The organism is Streptomyces sp. TSRI0281, from assembly GCF_001905125.1.
Classification (GTDB): Bacteria; Actinomycetota; Actinomycetes; order Streptomycetales; family Streptomycetaceae; genus Streptomyces.
In genome coordinates this window covers 105,974-120,852 of the sequence record NZ_LWLE01000012.1, presented here as the reverse complement: position 1 = coordinate 120,852, position 14,879 = coordinate 105,974, and the positions used below count along the sequence as shown (strand labels likewise).

At 71.3% G+C, this 14,879-nt stretch carries 14 protein-coding genes; 5 read left to right on the top strand and 9 right to left on the bottom strand.

Translation table 11 applies throughout. The features are described from left to right. Positions 1-64: 64 nt before the first annotated feature. The gene (locus A6A29_RS18400) at positions 65-1,678 is read right to left on the bottom strand and encodes an ATP-binding cassette domain-containing protein (protein ID WP_073721187.1); all 1,614 of its coding nucleotides are present in this window, start codon (positions 1,676-1,678) and stop codon (positions 65-67) included. Beyond that, positions 1,675-3,294 (bottom strand): ATP-binding cassette domain-containing protein, encoded by a 1,620-nt coding sequence (locus A6A29_RS18395; protein WP_073721186.1) that lies wholly within the window; start codon positions 3,292-3,294, stop codon positions 1,675-1,677. Before A6A29_RS18395 ends, A6A29_RS18400 begins: the two co-directional genes overlap by 4 nt. Positions 3,295-3,488: 194 nt before the next feature. On the opposite strand from A6A29_RS18395, the gene A6A29_RS18390 reads away from it, so the two are divergent. The 3 genes from A6A29_RS18390 to A6A29_RS18380 are packed head-to-tail and all read left to right on the top strand — an operon-like array spanning position 3,489 to position 6,609. Then, entirely contained in the window at positions 3,489-4,520 is a 1,032-nt protein-coding gene (locus A6A29_RS18390) for an ABC transporter substrate-binding protein (RefSeq protein ID WP_073721185.1), read from the top strand. Then, positions 4,517-5,551: a FecCD family ABC transporter permease gene (locus tag A6A29_RS18385; protein WP_073721184.1), complete on the top strand. Its 1,035-nt coding sequence runs from the start codon at positions 4,517-4,519 to the stop codon at positions 5,549-5,551. Before A6A29_RS18390 ends, A6A29_RS18385 begins: the two co-directional genes overlap by 4 nt. Continuing rightward, complete coding sequence (locus tag A6A29_RS18380; RefSeq protein WP_073721183.1) at positions 5,548-6,609, top strand: FecCD family ABC transporter permease; 1,062 nt, start codon at positions 5,548-5,550, stop codon at positions 6,607-6,609. The genes A6A29_RS18385 and A6A29_RS18380 overlap by 4 nt, the downstream gene beginning before the upstream one ends. Before the next feature lie 126 nt (positions 6,610-6,735). Here A6A29_RS18380 and A6A29_RS18375 read toward each other — a convergent pair whose 3' ends face one another. Both A6A29_RS18375 and A6A29_RS18370 read right to left on the bottom strand, forming a co-directional pair. Then, positions 6,736-7,149 carry a hypothetical protein gene (locus A6A29_RS18375; protein WP_073721182.1) on the bottom strand — a complete coding sequence of 138 codons (414 nt, stop codon included), beginning with the start codon at positions 7,147-7,149 and terminating at the stop codon, positions 6,736-6,738. Between the two features lie 1,313 nt (positions 7,150-8,462). Next, positions 8,463-9,428, bottom strand: a complete 966-nt coding sequence (locus tag A6A29_RS18370; RefSeq protein ID WP_073721181.1) for a pirin family protein — start codon at positions 9,426-9,428, stop codon at positions 8,463-8,465. 154 nt (positions 9,429-9,582) lie between these two features. Between A6A29_RS18370 and A6A29_RS18365 the strand changes: the two genes are divergently transcribed. Then, positions 9,583-9,936: a tetratricopeptide repeat protein gene (locus tag A6A29_RS18365; protein WP_073721180.1), complete on the top strand. Its 354-nt coding sequence runs from the start codon at positions 9,583-9,585 to the stop codon at positions 9,934-9,936. 208 nt (positions 9,937-10,144) lie between these two features. On the opposite strand, the gene A6A29_RS18360 is transcribed toward A6A29_RS18365, so the two are convergent. The 5 genes from A6A29_RS18360 to A6A29_RS18340 all read right to left on the bottom strand — a co-directional run bounded on the left by A6A29_RS18360 (position 10,145) and on the right by A6A29_RS18340 (position 13,930). Beyond that, positions 10,145-10,858, bottom strand: a complete 714-nt coding sequence (locus tag A6A29_RS18360; RefSeq protein WP_073721179.1) for a TetR/AcrR family transcriptional regulator — start codon at positions 10,856-10,858, stop codon at positions 10,145-10,147. 13 nt (positions 10,859-10,871) lie between these two features. Then, positions 10,872-11,765 carry an SDR family oxidoreductase gene (locus A6A29_RS18355; protein WP_073721178.1) on the bottom strand — a complete coding sequence of 298 codons (894 nt, stop codon included), beginning with the start codon at positions 11,763-11,765 and terminating at the stop codon, positions 10,872-10,874. Between the two features lie 141 nt (positions 11,766-11,906). Next, positions 11,907-12,674, bottom strand: coding sequence for an SDR family oxidoreductase (locus tag A6A29_RS18350; RefSeq protein ID WP_073721177.1), 768 nt, complete (start codon positions 12,672-12,674; stop codon positions 11,907-11,909). A gap of 250 nt (positions 12,675-12,924) precedes the next feature. Beyond that, entirely contained in the window at positions 12,925-13,695 is a 771-nt protein-coding gene (locus tag A6A29_RS18345) for a CbtA family protein (RefSeq protein WP_073721176.1), read from the bottom strand. Positions 13,696-13,714: 19 nt separating this feature from the next. Further along, complete coding sequence (locus A6A29_RS18340; protein WP_073721175.1) at positions 13,715-13,930, bottom strand: CbtB domain-containing protein; 216 nt, start codon at positions 13,928-13,930, stop codon at positions 13,715-13,717. Positions 13,931-14,193: 263 nt separating this feature from the next. Here A6A29_RS18340 and A6A29_RS18335 point away from each other — a divergent pair, with 263 nt between their 5' ends. Beyond that, positions 14,194-14,832: a histidine phosphatase family protein gene (locus tag A6A29_RS18335; RefSeq protein ID WP_073721174.1), complete on the top strand. Its 639-nt coding sequence runs from the start codon at positions 14,194-14,196 to the stop codon at positions 14,830-14,832. The last annotated feature ends 47 nt before the right edge of the window (positions 14,833-14,879 follow it).

Below are 14,879 nucleotides of genomic sequence, written 5' to 3'. Positions count from 1 at the left end.
TCATGAACACCGGACCGCGCCGAATCGGTCCTCGCCTTCTGCCGGCGCCTCGGCGGGAGGCAGGTCACGCATCCCGCTCCCGGCCACTCGGCGTTCCCCGTGCAGGTTCCGGGTCGGTGATGCTGCCGTCGACGAGTCGGACGATCCGGTCGGGACGCCAGCGTTCGGGGTCGTGGTGGGTGACCACGACGCGGGTGCAGTGGAGAGCGTTGACCGTGGCCGTGACATGGGCGCCGGTGACAGGGTCGAGAGCGGCGGTCGGTTCGTCGAGGAGCAGGACGGGGGCGTTCCTGAGCAGGGCGCGGGCGAGGGCGACGCGCTGGCGTTCGCCGCCGGAGAGCGCGGTTCCGCGGGTTCCGACCTGGAGGTCCAGACCGTCCGGGTGGGTGTCGAGCAGACTGCCGAGGCCCGCGCGCAGTGCCGCGTCGCGCAGCGCGGCGGTGTCGGCGTTCGGGTCGCCGACGCGGATGTTGTCGGCGACCGTCCCGTCGAAGAGCGTGGGTTCCTGGGGGAGGACGGCGAAGCGGCGGAGCCGGTCCGCCGCGGCGAGGTGCCGCAGATCGGTGCCGCCCAGGGTGACGCGTCCGCTGTCCGGGTCGTCGCCCCGCAGCAGGAGCTTCAGCAGGGTGGACTTGCCGCTTCCGGTCGGGCCGGTGATCACGGTGGTCGATCCGGCGGGCATGGTCAGGGACACATCCCGCAGCGCCGGGGCGAACGCGACGCGGTCGATGCCGAGGCCGGTGTCGTCCGGCAGCGGGCGCGGGTGCGGCGGTTCGGGCAGTGGGGGCACGGTCACGAGCGAGGCGTACCGGTCGATACCGGCGCGGGTGTCGCCGAGAGTCACGCCGAGGAGCGCGAGTTCGTCGACCGGGGCGGCGGCGCGCAGGGTCAGCAGGAGTACGGCGAACGCCGTGGGAGCAGGGGCGTCGAGCGCGACGCAGAGGGCGAGCATCCCGACCGTGGGCAGGGCCGTGGCCAGTGCCGAGACGAGGGTCACCGGGGCGCTGACCGCGTTGAGCCGTCGCAGTGCGGCGTGCTCGCGGTCCCAGGCGTCCGTGAGCCGGCGGACCGCTCCAGCGGTTCCGGTCACGCTGCGGTACAGCTCCTGGTGCTCGGAGAATTCGAGCAGTGCCTCGGTCGAGGCCGTGCGGGCGGTCTGGCGGTGCGCGTCCGTGCGGGCGAGGGCCCGTTGGGCGAAGGTCTGTGCCGTGCCCGAGACCGCGAGGAGGCCGAGCAGCGCGGCGGCGTGGGGCCGGCCGACGACGATGCCGAGGCCGAGGACGACGAGCGGCGGGGTCAGTACGCCGCGGACGAGGAGTTCCACGAGATGCGCGGGGATGCCCATCAGCCGGGGCACGCCCTCGCCCGCGATCCGGTTGGAGAGCGCCCGGTGATCGTGGGTGAACCAGCCGAGCGGCAGCCGGACCAGGGCGCGGCCGAGCCGGCGGTAGAGGTCGGTGGCGAGGGCGGCGCCGGCGAGATAGCCGCCTCGGGAGACCAGCACGGTGGCGCCGAGCACGAGGATCACGGTGCCCACCGCCCAGCCCAGGGGTGTTCCGTGTACGAGGGTGGCCGCGAGCAGTGCGGCCACGGTGGCTTCGAGGGCGGTGACGCAGATCCAGGCGAGCGCCACGGCGCGTACGCGCCGCACGGCCGTGGTGCCGAACGCGGTCCTCATGCGACCACCTCCCCGTGCTCCAGGACGATGCGGTGGTCGGCCCGTGCCGCGAGGGCGTGGTCATGGGTGGCCAGCACGATGGTGCGGCCGGGGAGGGCGAGCAGGGTGTTCATGACGGCCTCCGCCGTGTCGGGGTCGAGGGCGCTGGTGGGTTCGTCGAGCACGAGCACCGGGGCCTGGGTGAGCAGCGCGCGGGCGAGGGCGAGGCGCTGGCGCTCCCCGCCGGACAGCGGTCCGGCCGGGGCGTCGAGCGGGACGTCCAGGGCGGTGGCCGCGAGGGCCGCTCGTAGTTCCGGATCGGTGGCGTGGGGGCGGGCGGGCAACAGGTTCTCGCGGACGCTGCGGGGAAGGACATCCGGCGACTGGGGAACGGTGGCGACGCGTCGTGCCATCGATTCCAGCGGCAGGTCCCGGTAGGGCGTGTCCCCGAGGCGGATCGTGCCGTCGTCGGGGTCGATGCCCCGGCCGAGCAGGCGCAGCAGGGTGGTCTTGCCGGAACCGCTGGGACCGGTTATCGCTGTGACCGCGTTCGGCGTGATGACCAGGTTCAGCGGGCCGACGAGCCGCCGCCCGTCCTCCCGTACGGTGACCGCTTCGAGGACGGGTGCCGGCTTCGGGTCCCCGGCCGCACGGGTGGCAGCGGCGGTTTCGTCCCGGGGCAGCGGCCTGTTCCCTGCGGGACCGGGATGCAGCAGGGGTTCGGCGATCAGGGCATCGATGCGCCGGGCCGCGTCCCGGGCGGCGCCGAGGTAGTCCAGGCCGTGGCCGAGGCGCAGGACCGGCGCGAGGGAGGCGAGGGCGAAAACGCAGACGGCGGTGAGCTGCCAGACCGGCATCCGGTGGCCGACGCAGAACGCCGCGACCAGGGTCACGCTCGGCTGGAGCAGCGCGGTGGCCACCGCCGCCGGGGTCGCGACCCGTCCGACCCAGTCCCGGAACCCGTGCCCGAACTCCCGTGTCGCGGTGGCGTATCGGGCCGAGGCGCCGGATTCGTCGCCGTGGACCCGGGTGATCACCGCGCCGCGGACCATGTCGTCTACGGCGGTGACGATGCGGCCGACGGTCCGGCCCCGGTCCGCCGCGTAGCGCCGTGACAGCCGCGGAATGACCACCAGGCGGAACACGGCCGCCAGGGCGGCGGGCACGACCGCGAGGAGGCCGGGCGGACCGGCGTATCCGACCAGCAGGACGAGCGCGGCGAGCGGGGCGATCACCACGGTCGCGATCTCGCCGGGCAGATGGGCCACCGCGTGGTGCAGCGCCGAGACGTCGTCGTCGAGCCGGGTGCGCAGACCCTGGGCGCCGAGCCGGGCCAGTGCGGATGTGGGCAGCCGGGAGACATGGGCCGCCAGGATGCGGCGGAGCCGGTGTTCGAACTCCGCCTCCGCGCCGTGCGCCAGCCAGGACGACAGGGAGTTCAGGGCTCCCGCCACGACGAGGGCCAGGGCGCCCCACCACACCCATCGGGGGTCCGGGGCGCGGACGAACTCGACGACCGCGGCCAGGAGCGCGACTCCCGCCCCGGCGGCGAGCGCCGCGCAGCCGATCCCTGTGGCGAGACGTGCGACCGAGCCGTGCAGTGCCCGTCCGATACCGGGCCCCGTAGAAGTAAGCATTGCATTACCGTACATGTAAAAATATCCGCAAGATAAGGCTAGGCTTACCTGATGGCGGCGCTGGTCAGACCAGTGACATGTGGGGGCACCGGTGCGTCATCGCCGCCGACACCCCGTACCGCCGCACCGCCGGCCGTACCGGCGATCCGCACACCCCTTTTGACGCGAACACAACCCCTGCGAAAGAGAGAACCATGCCCCGCCCCTTCCGCCCGTGGACACCGCTGTTCGGTGCCCTGCTCGCCGCCGCCATCGCCCTGAGCGGCTGCACCGCCGGCAAGAGCACCGAGAGTTCCGCCGCCCCGGACGCCGCGAGCGGGACGAGCAAGGGCTTCCCCACCACCTTCACCAATGCCTGGGGCACGGCCACCGTCCCGGCCGCGCCCCGGCGCGTCGTCACCCTCGGCTACGCGGACACCGCCGTCGCGGGCGCCTTGGGCGCGCACATCGTCGGCGCGGTCAAGAGCTACGGCAGCGTGAGCGGGGAGACGAAGGACGAGAACCTCCCCTACACCGAGCCGCTCGACGACTCCGTGACCTGGCTCGACCCGATGAACATCAACACCGAGCGGATAGCGGCGCTCAGGCCGGATCTCATCCTGGCGAGTACCGCGTTCACCCTCGATGAGCCCACCTACAAGCGGCTGTCCACCGTGGCGCCCGTCGTCGCCTACGAGAAGCAGCTCTACGGGGCGGACGCCACCGAGGAGGCCCTGCGGATCGGGCGGGCCCTCGGCGACGAGCAGGGCGCGCGGAAGGTTTTGGACACCGCCGACCGAGCGGTGGAGAAGCTCAAGACCGACCTGCCGGGCCTGGCCGGAAAGACCTACCTGTACGGCCAGGCCCGTGACGGGTTCGCCGTGATGATCACCGAGGAGACCAACGCCACCGCCCGGTTCATGAACCGGCTCGGCCTGACCCCGCTGCCCGCCGTCGCGAACCTGGACGGGAGGGGCTCCGTACCGGGCGCCGTCGACGTCAGCTACGAACGGGCCGCCCTGTACGACCGCGCCGATGTCCTCTTCATGACGTACCAGAGCGGCGCGCTCAAGGAGAAGTTCGAGTCCAACCCCGTCGTGTCGCGGCTCCGGATCGTCACGTCCGACCGGTACCTGCCGCTCGGAATCGAGGCGGCGACCGCGCTCCAGTCCCCGAACGCCGCCGCCGTGCCGTGGCTCATCGGTGAACTCCGTGCCACCCTCGCCACCGCCGCCTCCGCTCGATGACCGCTTCCATCCCGCCTGTCGGGCGGCGCGCCCCCCGGCCCCGCACCCGCGTCCTCGCGTTCGCCGGGGCCGGGTGCGGCGTCCTGCTGCTCGTCGCCGCCGCCAGTGTCGCCTTCGGCTCGCGGACCGTCGGAATCCATCAGATCGTCCAGGGGCTCGCCCACACCGGACCGGCTGACATCGTCACCCTGGTCCGGGAGGTCCGAGTGCCGCGTACGGCGGCGGGGCTCGTCGCCGGGGCCGCGCTCGGCGCTGCGGGCATCCTGATCCAGGCCGTGACCCGCAACCCGCTCGGCGACCCCGGACTGCTCGGCGTCAGCAGCGGTTCCGGCTTCGCCGTCACCCTCACCGTCGCCCTCACCGGATCCACCGGCGTCACCGCCACCGTCTGGTCCGCCTTCGCGGGGGCCGCCGCCGTAACCGTGCTGATCGTCGTCGTCGCCGCGGCGACCGACAACCGCCACCCCGGACAACTGGTCCTCGTCGGGGTCGCGCTCGGTGCCGTCCTCTCGGGAATCCAGGCCGCCCTGACCCTGCTCAACCCCCGCACCCTCGACACCATGCGCGCCTGGAGCGCCGGCACCCTGACCGGGATCCCGCCCGGCACCACCGCGTTCCTCACGTTCTTCGTCGCCGTCGGGCTGATCGCCGCCCTGACCGTCGCCAGGGGCCTGGACATGGCGGCCATGGGCGAGGACCTGGCGCGGGGCCTCGGCACCCGCACCCACCTCACCCGGGCCGTCGCCATCGCCGCGATCACCCTGCTCGCGGGCTCGGCGACCGCACTGGCCGGACCCCTGTCGTTCCTCGGGCTGATGGTCCCCCACCTGCTGCGGCCACTCATCGGCCCCGGCACCCGGCGCCTGCTCCTGGGTTCGCTGATCGCCGGACCCGTGCTGCTGCTGACCGCCGACGTGGCCGCTCGGCTCGTCACCCGGCCGGGCGAACTCCCCGTCGGAGTCGTCACCGCCTTCCTCGGAGCACCGCTGCTCCTCATACTGCTCCACTCCCGGAAAGGGCGGATCCGGTGACCGGCCCCACCACCACCGTGCCCACGACCACAGCCCCCGGCGCCCGTCGCTCCCGGGGCAGGCGCCGGCACCGGGCGGCCGGCACTTCACTGACGCTGACGCTCCTGGGCGCGGCCGTACTCATCGCCTCACTGGCAGCGGGCGACATCTCCGTCCCCGTACCCGATGTCCTCCACGCCCTCGCCGGGCGGGGGGACCCGCTGACCAGCACGGTGGTCCTCACCTGGCGCCTGCCGCGCGCCCTCCTCGCACTGGCCCTCGGGGCAGCGCTGGGGCTGTCCGGGGCGATCTTCCAGACGCTGACCCGTAACCCGCTCGGCAGCCCCGACGTGATCGGGTTCAACACCGGCGCCTCGACCGGTGCCCTGGCCGTGCTCCTCACGGGCACCGCCGGTTACACCCGGACCGCACTGAGCGCTCTCATCGGCGGGCTCGCCACGGCGGCCCTGGTGTACGCGCTCGGCGGCAGGCGCTCCACGGCCACCACCCGCTTCGTCGTCACCGGCATCGCCGTGAGCGCGGTCCTCACCTCGGTCAACACCTGGCTGATGTACGGCGCCGACACGGCCGTCGCCGCCCGTGCGGCCCAGTGGACCGCGGGCAGTCTCGACGCCCTCGGCTGGGAACACGCCGTCCCGGCCCTGGTGGCCTTCGCGCCGCTCGCCCTGGTCACCCCGTTCCTCATCCGTACCTTGCGGGTTCTTGAGCTCGGTGACGACGTGGCCACCGCGCTCGGCGCGCGGGTCGTACGGGGGCGGCTGATCCTCGCGACGGTGGGTGTCGCACTCACCGCCGTCGCCACCTCGGTCGCCGGGCCCCTGGCGTTCGTGGCCCTCGCAGCACCGCAGATCGCCCGGCTTCTGTACCGCCGCACCCCGGGCATCAGTCTGCTGGGCGCCGCCCTGACCGGTGCCCTCCTGCTCGGCGCGGCCGACTGGGTCGCCGCACACGCCTTCGCCCCGGTCCAGCTCCCGACGGGAGTCGTCACCGTCAGCACCGGGGGCGCGTATCTGCTCTGGCTGCTGCTCGGCCCACGGCGCGGAGGCCGGAAGGGGTGAGCCGCGGCGCGGAGGCCAGATGGGGTGAGCCGCGGTGCCGTCCCTCCTGGACGATCCGGAAGGGCTCCGGCCGCGCGCAACCGGGATGCGAGCGACCGTCAGCCGCCGCGCCCGTTCCTTTCCTGGTCAGCGGCCCACTTCCCCAGCCACCCGAGTGCCCGGGTCGGCGGCGAAGCGGCGCAGGACACTCACGTAACGTGCCAGGAACTCCTCCGCCCACTCCGCGCGGTACTCCCCCGTGTCCGTCCGCAGTTCGACCAGCGCGCTCCCACCGCTGTCACGGATGTGCACCCGCATCCCGCCCCGGGGCACCTCGTCGCGAGCGATGCGCACGGTGGTCACGGTCAGCCCGTCGGTCCGAAGCTTCCAGGAGGAGCCGCCCGAGGTGAGGTCGAAGTTCACATACCTCGGTCCGTACCCCGTCTCGGAGAGGTAGCGGATGCCGTAATTCTCCGGATCGATTTCTTTGGCCATCAGGGCGTGGGGCAGTTCCTGGTGCCGCAGGGCCCCGAATATCGTGCGGCTCTCGCTCTGTGCCACTTCCGCGAGCGACTCCTCACCCGAGAAGGTGGTGTGCTCTCCGCGCGAGCGGAGGTGAGGCCGACCAGCCTTGAAACCGTCGCACCAGCCCGACCGCCAACCAATTTGCGGACGCCAGGTCAGAACTGCTCGGCAGTCTCACCGGCGCCTCCGCCCCTCTCTCGCCGAGTGCCTGGCGCTGGGGCCAGGCCCCCAGGCACTTCGACGTACAGCATGTACGTCCCCCGCCCAAGCCGGGCTGCAACGGACACCCAGACCCTCAACTACCCCAAAATCCGGGCCATTCGCGGACCAAGTCTCACTCGAAGACCACCAGGAAACATGTTTTCGCTGGTCACCAGGGCGCGGGACGTGTACCACCAGCAGACGAAGAACCTGTTGGTGTCCTGACGGACCCTCGGCGACGTAACCCACCGTGCCTCTGCCCGTTCCTCGGGTACGCCGCCTTCAGGTCTCCCTGCCCTCCCGGGGCAGCCCGTTCCTGGGGAGAATCTGGGGAGTACGGGCGGCGCTGGGGAGCACGTGGGGAGAATCGGCTGCGTAACGCGGCACGATTTCGAAAGACCCTCAAAGACCCGTCTTGGCAGGTCAGAGGCGCGGAAGGTCGCAATACCGCAGGTCAGCGCCGCCAGGTAGACAATCTTCATGACAAAGGTCTCTGGTTGTCGCCGCGCGGGCGAATCACCCCACCGGCAGCGATGCGAGTGCGCCATCGCTGCGCCGCATCGCGTTCCATGCAGACGGTGGAGGCAGCTGACACAGTAGCGATCCGTCCCACAAACACAGCTCTGCGGCGGCCCGAGATCAACCGCTCAGGCGGGTCACACTGCGAGGCCGACCGATGCAGCTTCTCCGACGGCGTCCTCGCGAACTCGGCGACTCGCATCATGATCCCGCACGCAGACGCGGTCCCGTCGCGAACGGGAAGTTGAGAGGGATTTCTTTGTCGACTGCCCACAATTCGTTGGATCAGCGTAGACGCGTAGTCGACCGTTACCCATCACGCGCGACACAACACACGCCACGACCCTGCTCCATGCACGGGACCGCCTTGCGGGCGGAGCCTCGACCCCGCGCACTCCTGTCGCGACGACACGGCGCGGACCACCACCAGATAACTGACTACTCGTCAGTGAAGTCAGCATTGAGTCAGCATTCGTTCCACCGAACGTCACCACACCCTGCTCTACCTGGAAGTCGCACTCAAGATCCGCAGCGCACGCCAAGGGCGAAGTGAGCAGCTACGAGTCGACCAGAAACGGAACATGTCCGAAGCCGGCCAGCCTGAGGTCAGTTCGGGCGATTACCCCAGCTCAGCGCACCCTCCCCCGCGCTTTCAGCGGCACCACAGGCAGCTCCGGAGCCGGGATCGGAGGGCCGTCGTAGCCCTTCACCTCGCCGAAGCGGGTCCCGTTCACCCAGTCCTCCCGGGCCTGTGCGATGTCCTCCTGGGACCGTCCGATCCAGTTCCAGAACATGACAATCTCCTCCTCGAACGGCTCGCCCCCGAGGAGCATCAGCCCAGCATCGGAGATCGCGCGCACCGGCAGTTCGGAGCGGCCGCAGCCGAGGTAGAGCATCGAGCCCGGCAGTACGGGTACGCCGTCGACCTCCGCCTCACCGGACATGGACAGAACCGCGTACTCGAAGTCCGGGTCCAGCGGCAGCCGGGCCTGGGCGCCCTGCGCCAGCGCCAGGTCCGCGCCGACGATCGGGGTGTAGGCGGTGCCCGGCGAGACCGCACCGTCGAGTTCGCCCAGGATGACGGTGGCGGTGAGGCCGGGCGCGGTGACGGTGGGCAGGTCCACGTGGTGCTGGAAGTGCGGCTCGACGCCGCGGTGGGCTTCGGGCAGGGCCACCCAGAGCTGGGCACCGTGCAGAAGCCTGGCGTGCGACTTCGGGCTTTCCTCGGAATGGCTGATGGCCCGGCCCGAGGTCATCAGACCCAACTCGCGGGGGCGCACCGTCTGGAGACTGCCCAGACTGTCGCGGTGCAGAACCTCGCCGTCGTGGAGCCAGCTGACCGTCTGCAGCCCCATGTGGGGGTGGGGCGGTACCTGCATGCCGGGCCCGTCAGCGATGTCGTCGGGGCCGTAGTGGTCCACGAAGGCCCAGGCGCCGACCATGCGGCGCCCCAGGTTGGGCAGCAGGCGGCGCACCTCGGTGGACTCGCCGAGCTGGACACGGCGCGGGGTGAGAAGTTCACGCACCGGTTCGGCGACGACGAAGCCCCGCCCTCCGCAGACGGAGAGTGCGGCCTGGCGATCGAGATTGCTCATGGCGCACAACCTATTCCCGTACGGGCGCGGAGGCCTGGTCCCCACGCCGAAAATTTAGTGGAATGTTAAACCATCATGCTGTGTTCTCATCTCTGAGCGAACGCGGACGGAGCCCTCGGGCGGCCCGCGCCGGAAGGAAACAGGAGGAGGACACGTGAGCGAGACCTATGACGAGTTCGGCACGGCCGCCGACCGGTGGGACCGGGCACAGATGTTCTTCGAGGCCAAGGAGTACCTGACGGCGGCCCGGATTCTGGGCGGGCTGGTCGAGGAGGTGCCGGAGCAGGTCGCCCCGCGGCTGCTTCTGGCTCGCGCCTACTACCACTCCGCCCGGCTCGGCAAGGCCGAGGCCGAGCTGCGCGCCGTACTGGAGCGGGACCCGGTGGAGGACTACGCGCGCCTCATGCTGGGGCGCACCCTGGAGCGCCAGGGGCGGCACAGCGAGGCCGCGCCGCATCTGCGGATGGCTTCCGCGCTGACCGGCGACTTCGACTCCGGCGCTTCCTGAGCCGGAAACAAAGCGGAGACAACGGCGAAGGCGGAGCCGGACTCGTCCGGGGCCCGAGCCCGCGTGATTCGGGGGCGGGCCCCGGAGCGGCCCCGGGGCCCGCCTCGACCCGGCCGTAGTGGGCAGCGGCCCTGCCCCACGGCATCCCCCGGTCCGGGTCGTCGTCGATGGTTGGCGGTGGCGGTGTCAGTGGCGGTGGGTCGACGGTTCAGGCCGTCGGCCCGTCTCCCGGAAGCGAGTTCGCCACGCGGTCCAGCCACTCCGTCATCAGGGCCGCCTCCGCAGTACTGAGTCCCGATTCATGGGAGTGGCGCAGCAGAGCGCTCAATCGAGCCGCCGTCGAGGGGACTCCGGCTTCCGTCGGGCCGCTCGGGGTCGCGTCCGGAGTGAGGACGGCCGCGTGCACGGCGTCGCGCACCCTCCTGGACATGGCGTTGTCGGAGAAGGTCGCCGGGCGGGCCACGAGCATCAGGGCCACTCCCGTGTTGGCCGACATGATCATCTGCGCCGCGAGTTCCGGGGCGACACGCAGCCTTCCCACCGCGGCTGCCCGGGTCAGATCCCTGGTGAGGATCCGGTGGGACTCAAGTGCGGCCTCCGGCGGCGTGCGCATCGCGGGTGAGTTCATCAGCCGGTAGAGGTTCGGGTTGCGAAGGGCGAACTCCACATGGCTGTCCCAGCCGTTGCGCAGGTCCTCGACGGGATCCGTGGTGCCGTCGCGTTCCCGTTTGGTCGCCAGATACTTGTCGAATCCATGATCGACGACCGCCGACAGCAGACCTTCCTTGTCACCGAAGTGCCGGTAGAGGGCAGGGGCTCCCACCTGCGCCGCCTCGCAGACCGCACGCGTGGAGATGTCACCGTCGGGCGACTCCCTCACCAAGTCCGCCGCCACTTCCAGAATGCGTGTTCGCGTGCTCATCGAACGGACGCTATCAAGCGGCATGCGGCGCCAGCAGGTCGTCCAGGCCGATCCGTCCGAGGAACTCCGCGCGGACGCGGTCGGCGACCGCGCTGACCGCCTCGCTGCCGTCGTCGACAGGATCGACGTGTACGCGAAAGGGGCGCTTCCCGTGCTCGGCGTCCACGACCCGGACGATGGCATCGGCGACCTGTGCGACATCGGCATCGGCGGGAGCGAGAGCGGCCAGCCGCTGGGACACCTGCTCCATCAGGCCGGCGTAGAGCTCTTCGTAGGCCGGGACCACGGACTGGTCGGTCGGATGCCCGCCCGTGATGAAGTGGTCGGTTCCCGAGGTGAAGGAGCCCGGCACGACCATGGCGGTCTCGATGCCGAAACGCGCCAACTCGGCGGCATAGGAGACGGCCAGGGCGTCCATGGCGGACTTGGCTGCGAAGTAGGGGGCCAGGTAGGGCGGCGTACCGCCCCTGGTGGACGTGGAACCTATCCACACCACCAGACCGTGCCGCCGGCCTCTGAGCTGCGGCAGCGCGGCCCGGTTCACGCGCTGGGTACCGAGGACATTGATGTCGTAGACCGCCGCGAGTTCCTCGGGGGTGAACGCCTCGGCGGGGCCGGTGACCATGTGCCCGGCGTTGTGGATGAGTACGTCGAGGCGGCCGGCCTCGGTGATGACCGCGGAGATCGCGGCGTCCGCCGACTCCTGGGACAGCACATCCAGCTCCACGGTGCGCAGGTCCACCCCGTGCTCGGCGGCATAGGCCGCCACCTCGACAACCCGGCCGGCATTGCGCGTGGTGGTGTTCCGCAGGGCGGCGTAGACGATGTGGCCCGAGCGGGCCAGGGCCCGAGCCGCCAGGGCTCCGAAACCGGAACCCGCACCGGTGATGACGATGACCTTGCTCATGGGACTGCTCCTCGGCCGGGGAATGCGCACAGGGTGAACAGCGACGCGCGAGAGAGATATGCGGGGCCTCGGCCCGGCTCACGCCGAAAGCCGCAGACCGTCGGCCGTCCGCTGTCCACTGTCCGCTGCCGGAAGGGGCCGTCAGACGATCCCGCCGTTGGCACGCACGACCTGCCCGTTGACCCAGCGCGCCGGGCCCGCGAGGAACGAGACGACCTCCGCGATGTCCTGCGGCGTGCCCAGTCGCTCCAGCGGCGGCTGAGCGGCCATCCTCGCGACGGTCTCCTCGTCCTTGCCGTCCAGGAACAGGGCCGTGGCGGTCGGCCCGGGGGCCACGGCGTTGACCGTGATGTCCCGGCCGCGCAGCTCGCGGGCAAGGATCAGCGTCATGGCCTCGACGGCCCCCTTGGTGGCCGCGTAGGCGCTGTATCCGGGAAGGGAGAGCGAAAGCACCGAGCTGGAGAAGTTGATGATGGCCCCGCCGCCCCGCAGGCGCCGCGCGGCCTGCTGGTCGACGACGAACGTGCCGCGGATGTTGGTGCGGTACATCCGGTCGAGCGCGTCGAGGTCGAGCTCGGCCAGCGGCGCGAGCGCCATGACGCCCGCGGCGTGCACGACGACATCGATGCCCCCGAACGCCTCCTCGGCGGCGTCGAAGAGAGCCGCGACGGCGATCTCGTCGGCGACGTCGGCCTGGTGCGCGACGGCCTGTCCACCCGCGGCCGTGATGGCCGCGACGGCGGCCTCGGCCTCGGTCCGGTTGCCCGCGTAGTTGATGACGACGGCGAAACCGTCGACCGCGAGCCGTTCGGCGCTCTCCCGGCCGATTCCCCGGGACCCCCCGGTGACAAGGGCGACGCGCGGTGCGGCAGCCGTGGCGGAGGCAGTGGCAGTGGTGTGGTCAGTCATGGTCTCGCTCCCGATGACACAGGGGTTGGCGTTCCGCGAACCCGATGACATCAACGCTAACACCGATACGTTAGCGACGCTACCCCTGCTGCCGGTGACGCCGTTAGCGTCGCTACCCCTCCGCCGCATACGACGGAACCCGCCGGGATGATCCCCGACGGGTTCTTGTCCGCCCAGCAGTCCCGTCCGACCAGCAGTACCGCCGGCAGGTCGGGCGGCCGGCAGGCCGGGCGGTCAGCAGGTCAGCCGGTCAGGTCACCGCTCCGGCCGTGTCGCGGGACACCGCGCCGCCCGCCGCCGCCCCCGTCCCGGGCGCCAGCAGGCGTTCGGTCAGATAGCCGAAGACCAGGCCGAAAACAGCCCAGAGCGTGGCCTGAATAGCCAGCGTGGAGAGCCGGAACTCCCACAGGAGGGCAGCCGGGAAGCCCCTGCCGACCTCGTTGATCGAGGGCAGGAACGCATAGGCGAGCCCGATCAGCAGGACGAAACCGGCAGCCGCGACGATGGTCGCGTTCCAGTTGCCCAAGCGAGGCGCGAGCCGTCTGCCGAGGATGACGGCGACGACGGCCAGCAGAACACCGAGGGCGACCATCAGGAAGAACAGGGTGGTGCGCTTCCCGATGGTGTCGGGGTTGCCGACAGCCGGCGGATTCGCCGGGTACTTGAGGAACGGCACGACGTACACCGTCAACAGGGCGGCGCCCGCGATCAGCGCCGCCGTGGCCCGCGGGCCGAAGTCGCCGATGCGCCCGAGGGCGTAACAGAAGACAAGAGCGGCGATGCCGCCGATCGCCACGCCGAAGACCAGGATGCCGGTGGCGAGTCCGCCGGTCGCCTGCATGGTGCGGCTGACGAGCTCCTCGCCGCCGCCGTGGTCATGGCTGTGGGCCTCTTCCAGCGCGATGGCGGCGTCCACTTGGGACTCGCCGAGGAAGTAGGCGACGACGAGAGCCGCCGCGCCCGCGACCAGGCCGGCCAGCATGCCGCGGACGAGCAGGGCTCTGACAGATATGGAGTTCACGAGAGTTTCCCCTGTTTTCTCAGTGGCAGGGGAAGCCGAGCAGATGACGACCGTCGTGGACCCATTCGTGGACACCTTCACCGGAGATGACCGCGGTGGCCCCCTGCTCGGCGCCGACGAAGTACAGCAGGACGAGCATGAGAATGCCGAAGAAGACCGCCCAAGGGGCAATGGCCTTCGCCGAGATGGGGGTGATCGCAGTTGCGCCGGTCACCGGGGCAGCGGACTGTGCCATGGCAGAACCTCCTGTGGGAACACGCGTCCCTGTCGTGGTGCCTCAGACGACGGTGCTGGGTCTGACTTCCCGTACGGGTACGGGTACACAGTGGCGCGACCGTGCCGGATTCTCACCGGACTTCCGTCACACCCTCGTCATGGTCGACGCGACCCTACCGCCTGCACGCGGACACCGCCATGGTGCAATCGGCATGGCCACGGCCCGGGAGACCTTGGGAAACCGCGCCATGGGGACCACAGTCGAGGGAGTGGAGACAGAGCGTGACGGTACGGGTGATGTTGGTCTCACCTGCCATGAACGCCGCGCTGCGGGAGGCCCGTTTCGACGGCGACGGTCCCTTGGACCGGGCCGGCGAACAACGTGCCCGCGCCGCCGCGGGCACGATGCCGGCGGCAGGCCGCTACGCGAGCGGCCCTTCGCAACGGTGCCTCCGGACGGCCGAGGCGCTCGGCCTCGCCGTCCGGCACGAACCGGACCTCGCCGACTGGGACTTGGGACGCTGGCGCGGCCTGCGCCTGGACGAGGTGGCCGGGCGGGAGCCGGAGGCGGTGGCCGAGTGGCTCGGCGACCCTGCGGCAGCCCCGCACGGCGGTGAGTCCCTGCGGGATCTGACCGCCCGGGTCGGAGGCTGGCTCGCGGCCCAGACCCAGGCCCAAGCCAAGGCCCAGACCCAGGCCCTGACCCAAGCCGATACCGACGCCGACGCCGACGCCGGTGGAAGCGTGCTGGCGGTGGCCGGTCCCTCGGTGGTACGGGCGGCGGTCGTCCATGGACTGGCTCTGCCGATGGCAGCGTTCTGGCGGCTCGATGTCGCCCCCTTGTCGCTCACCGAGCTCAGCGGCCGGTCAGGGCGGTGGAATGTGCGGCTGGGGCAGCCGTTGACGGCGCGGGACAGCTGAACCCCCGGTGGTGCGACCGGGGGAACAGCCGACGGGGAGATCAGCCG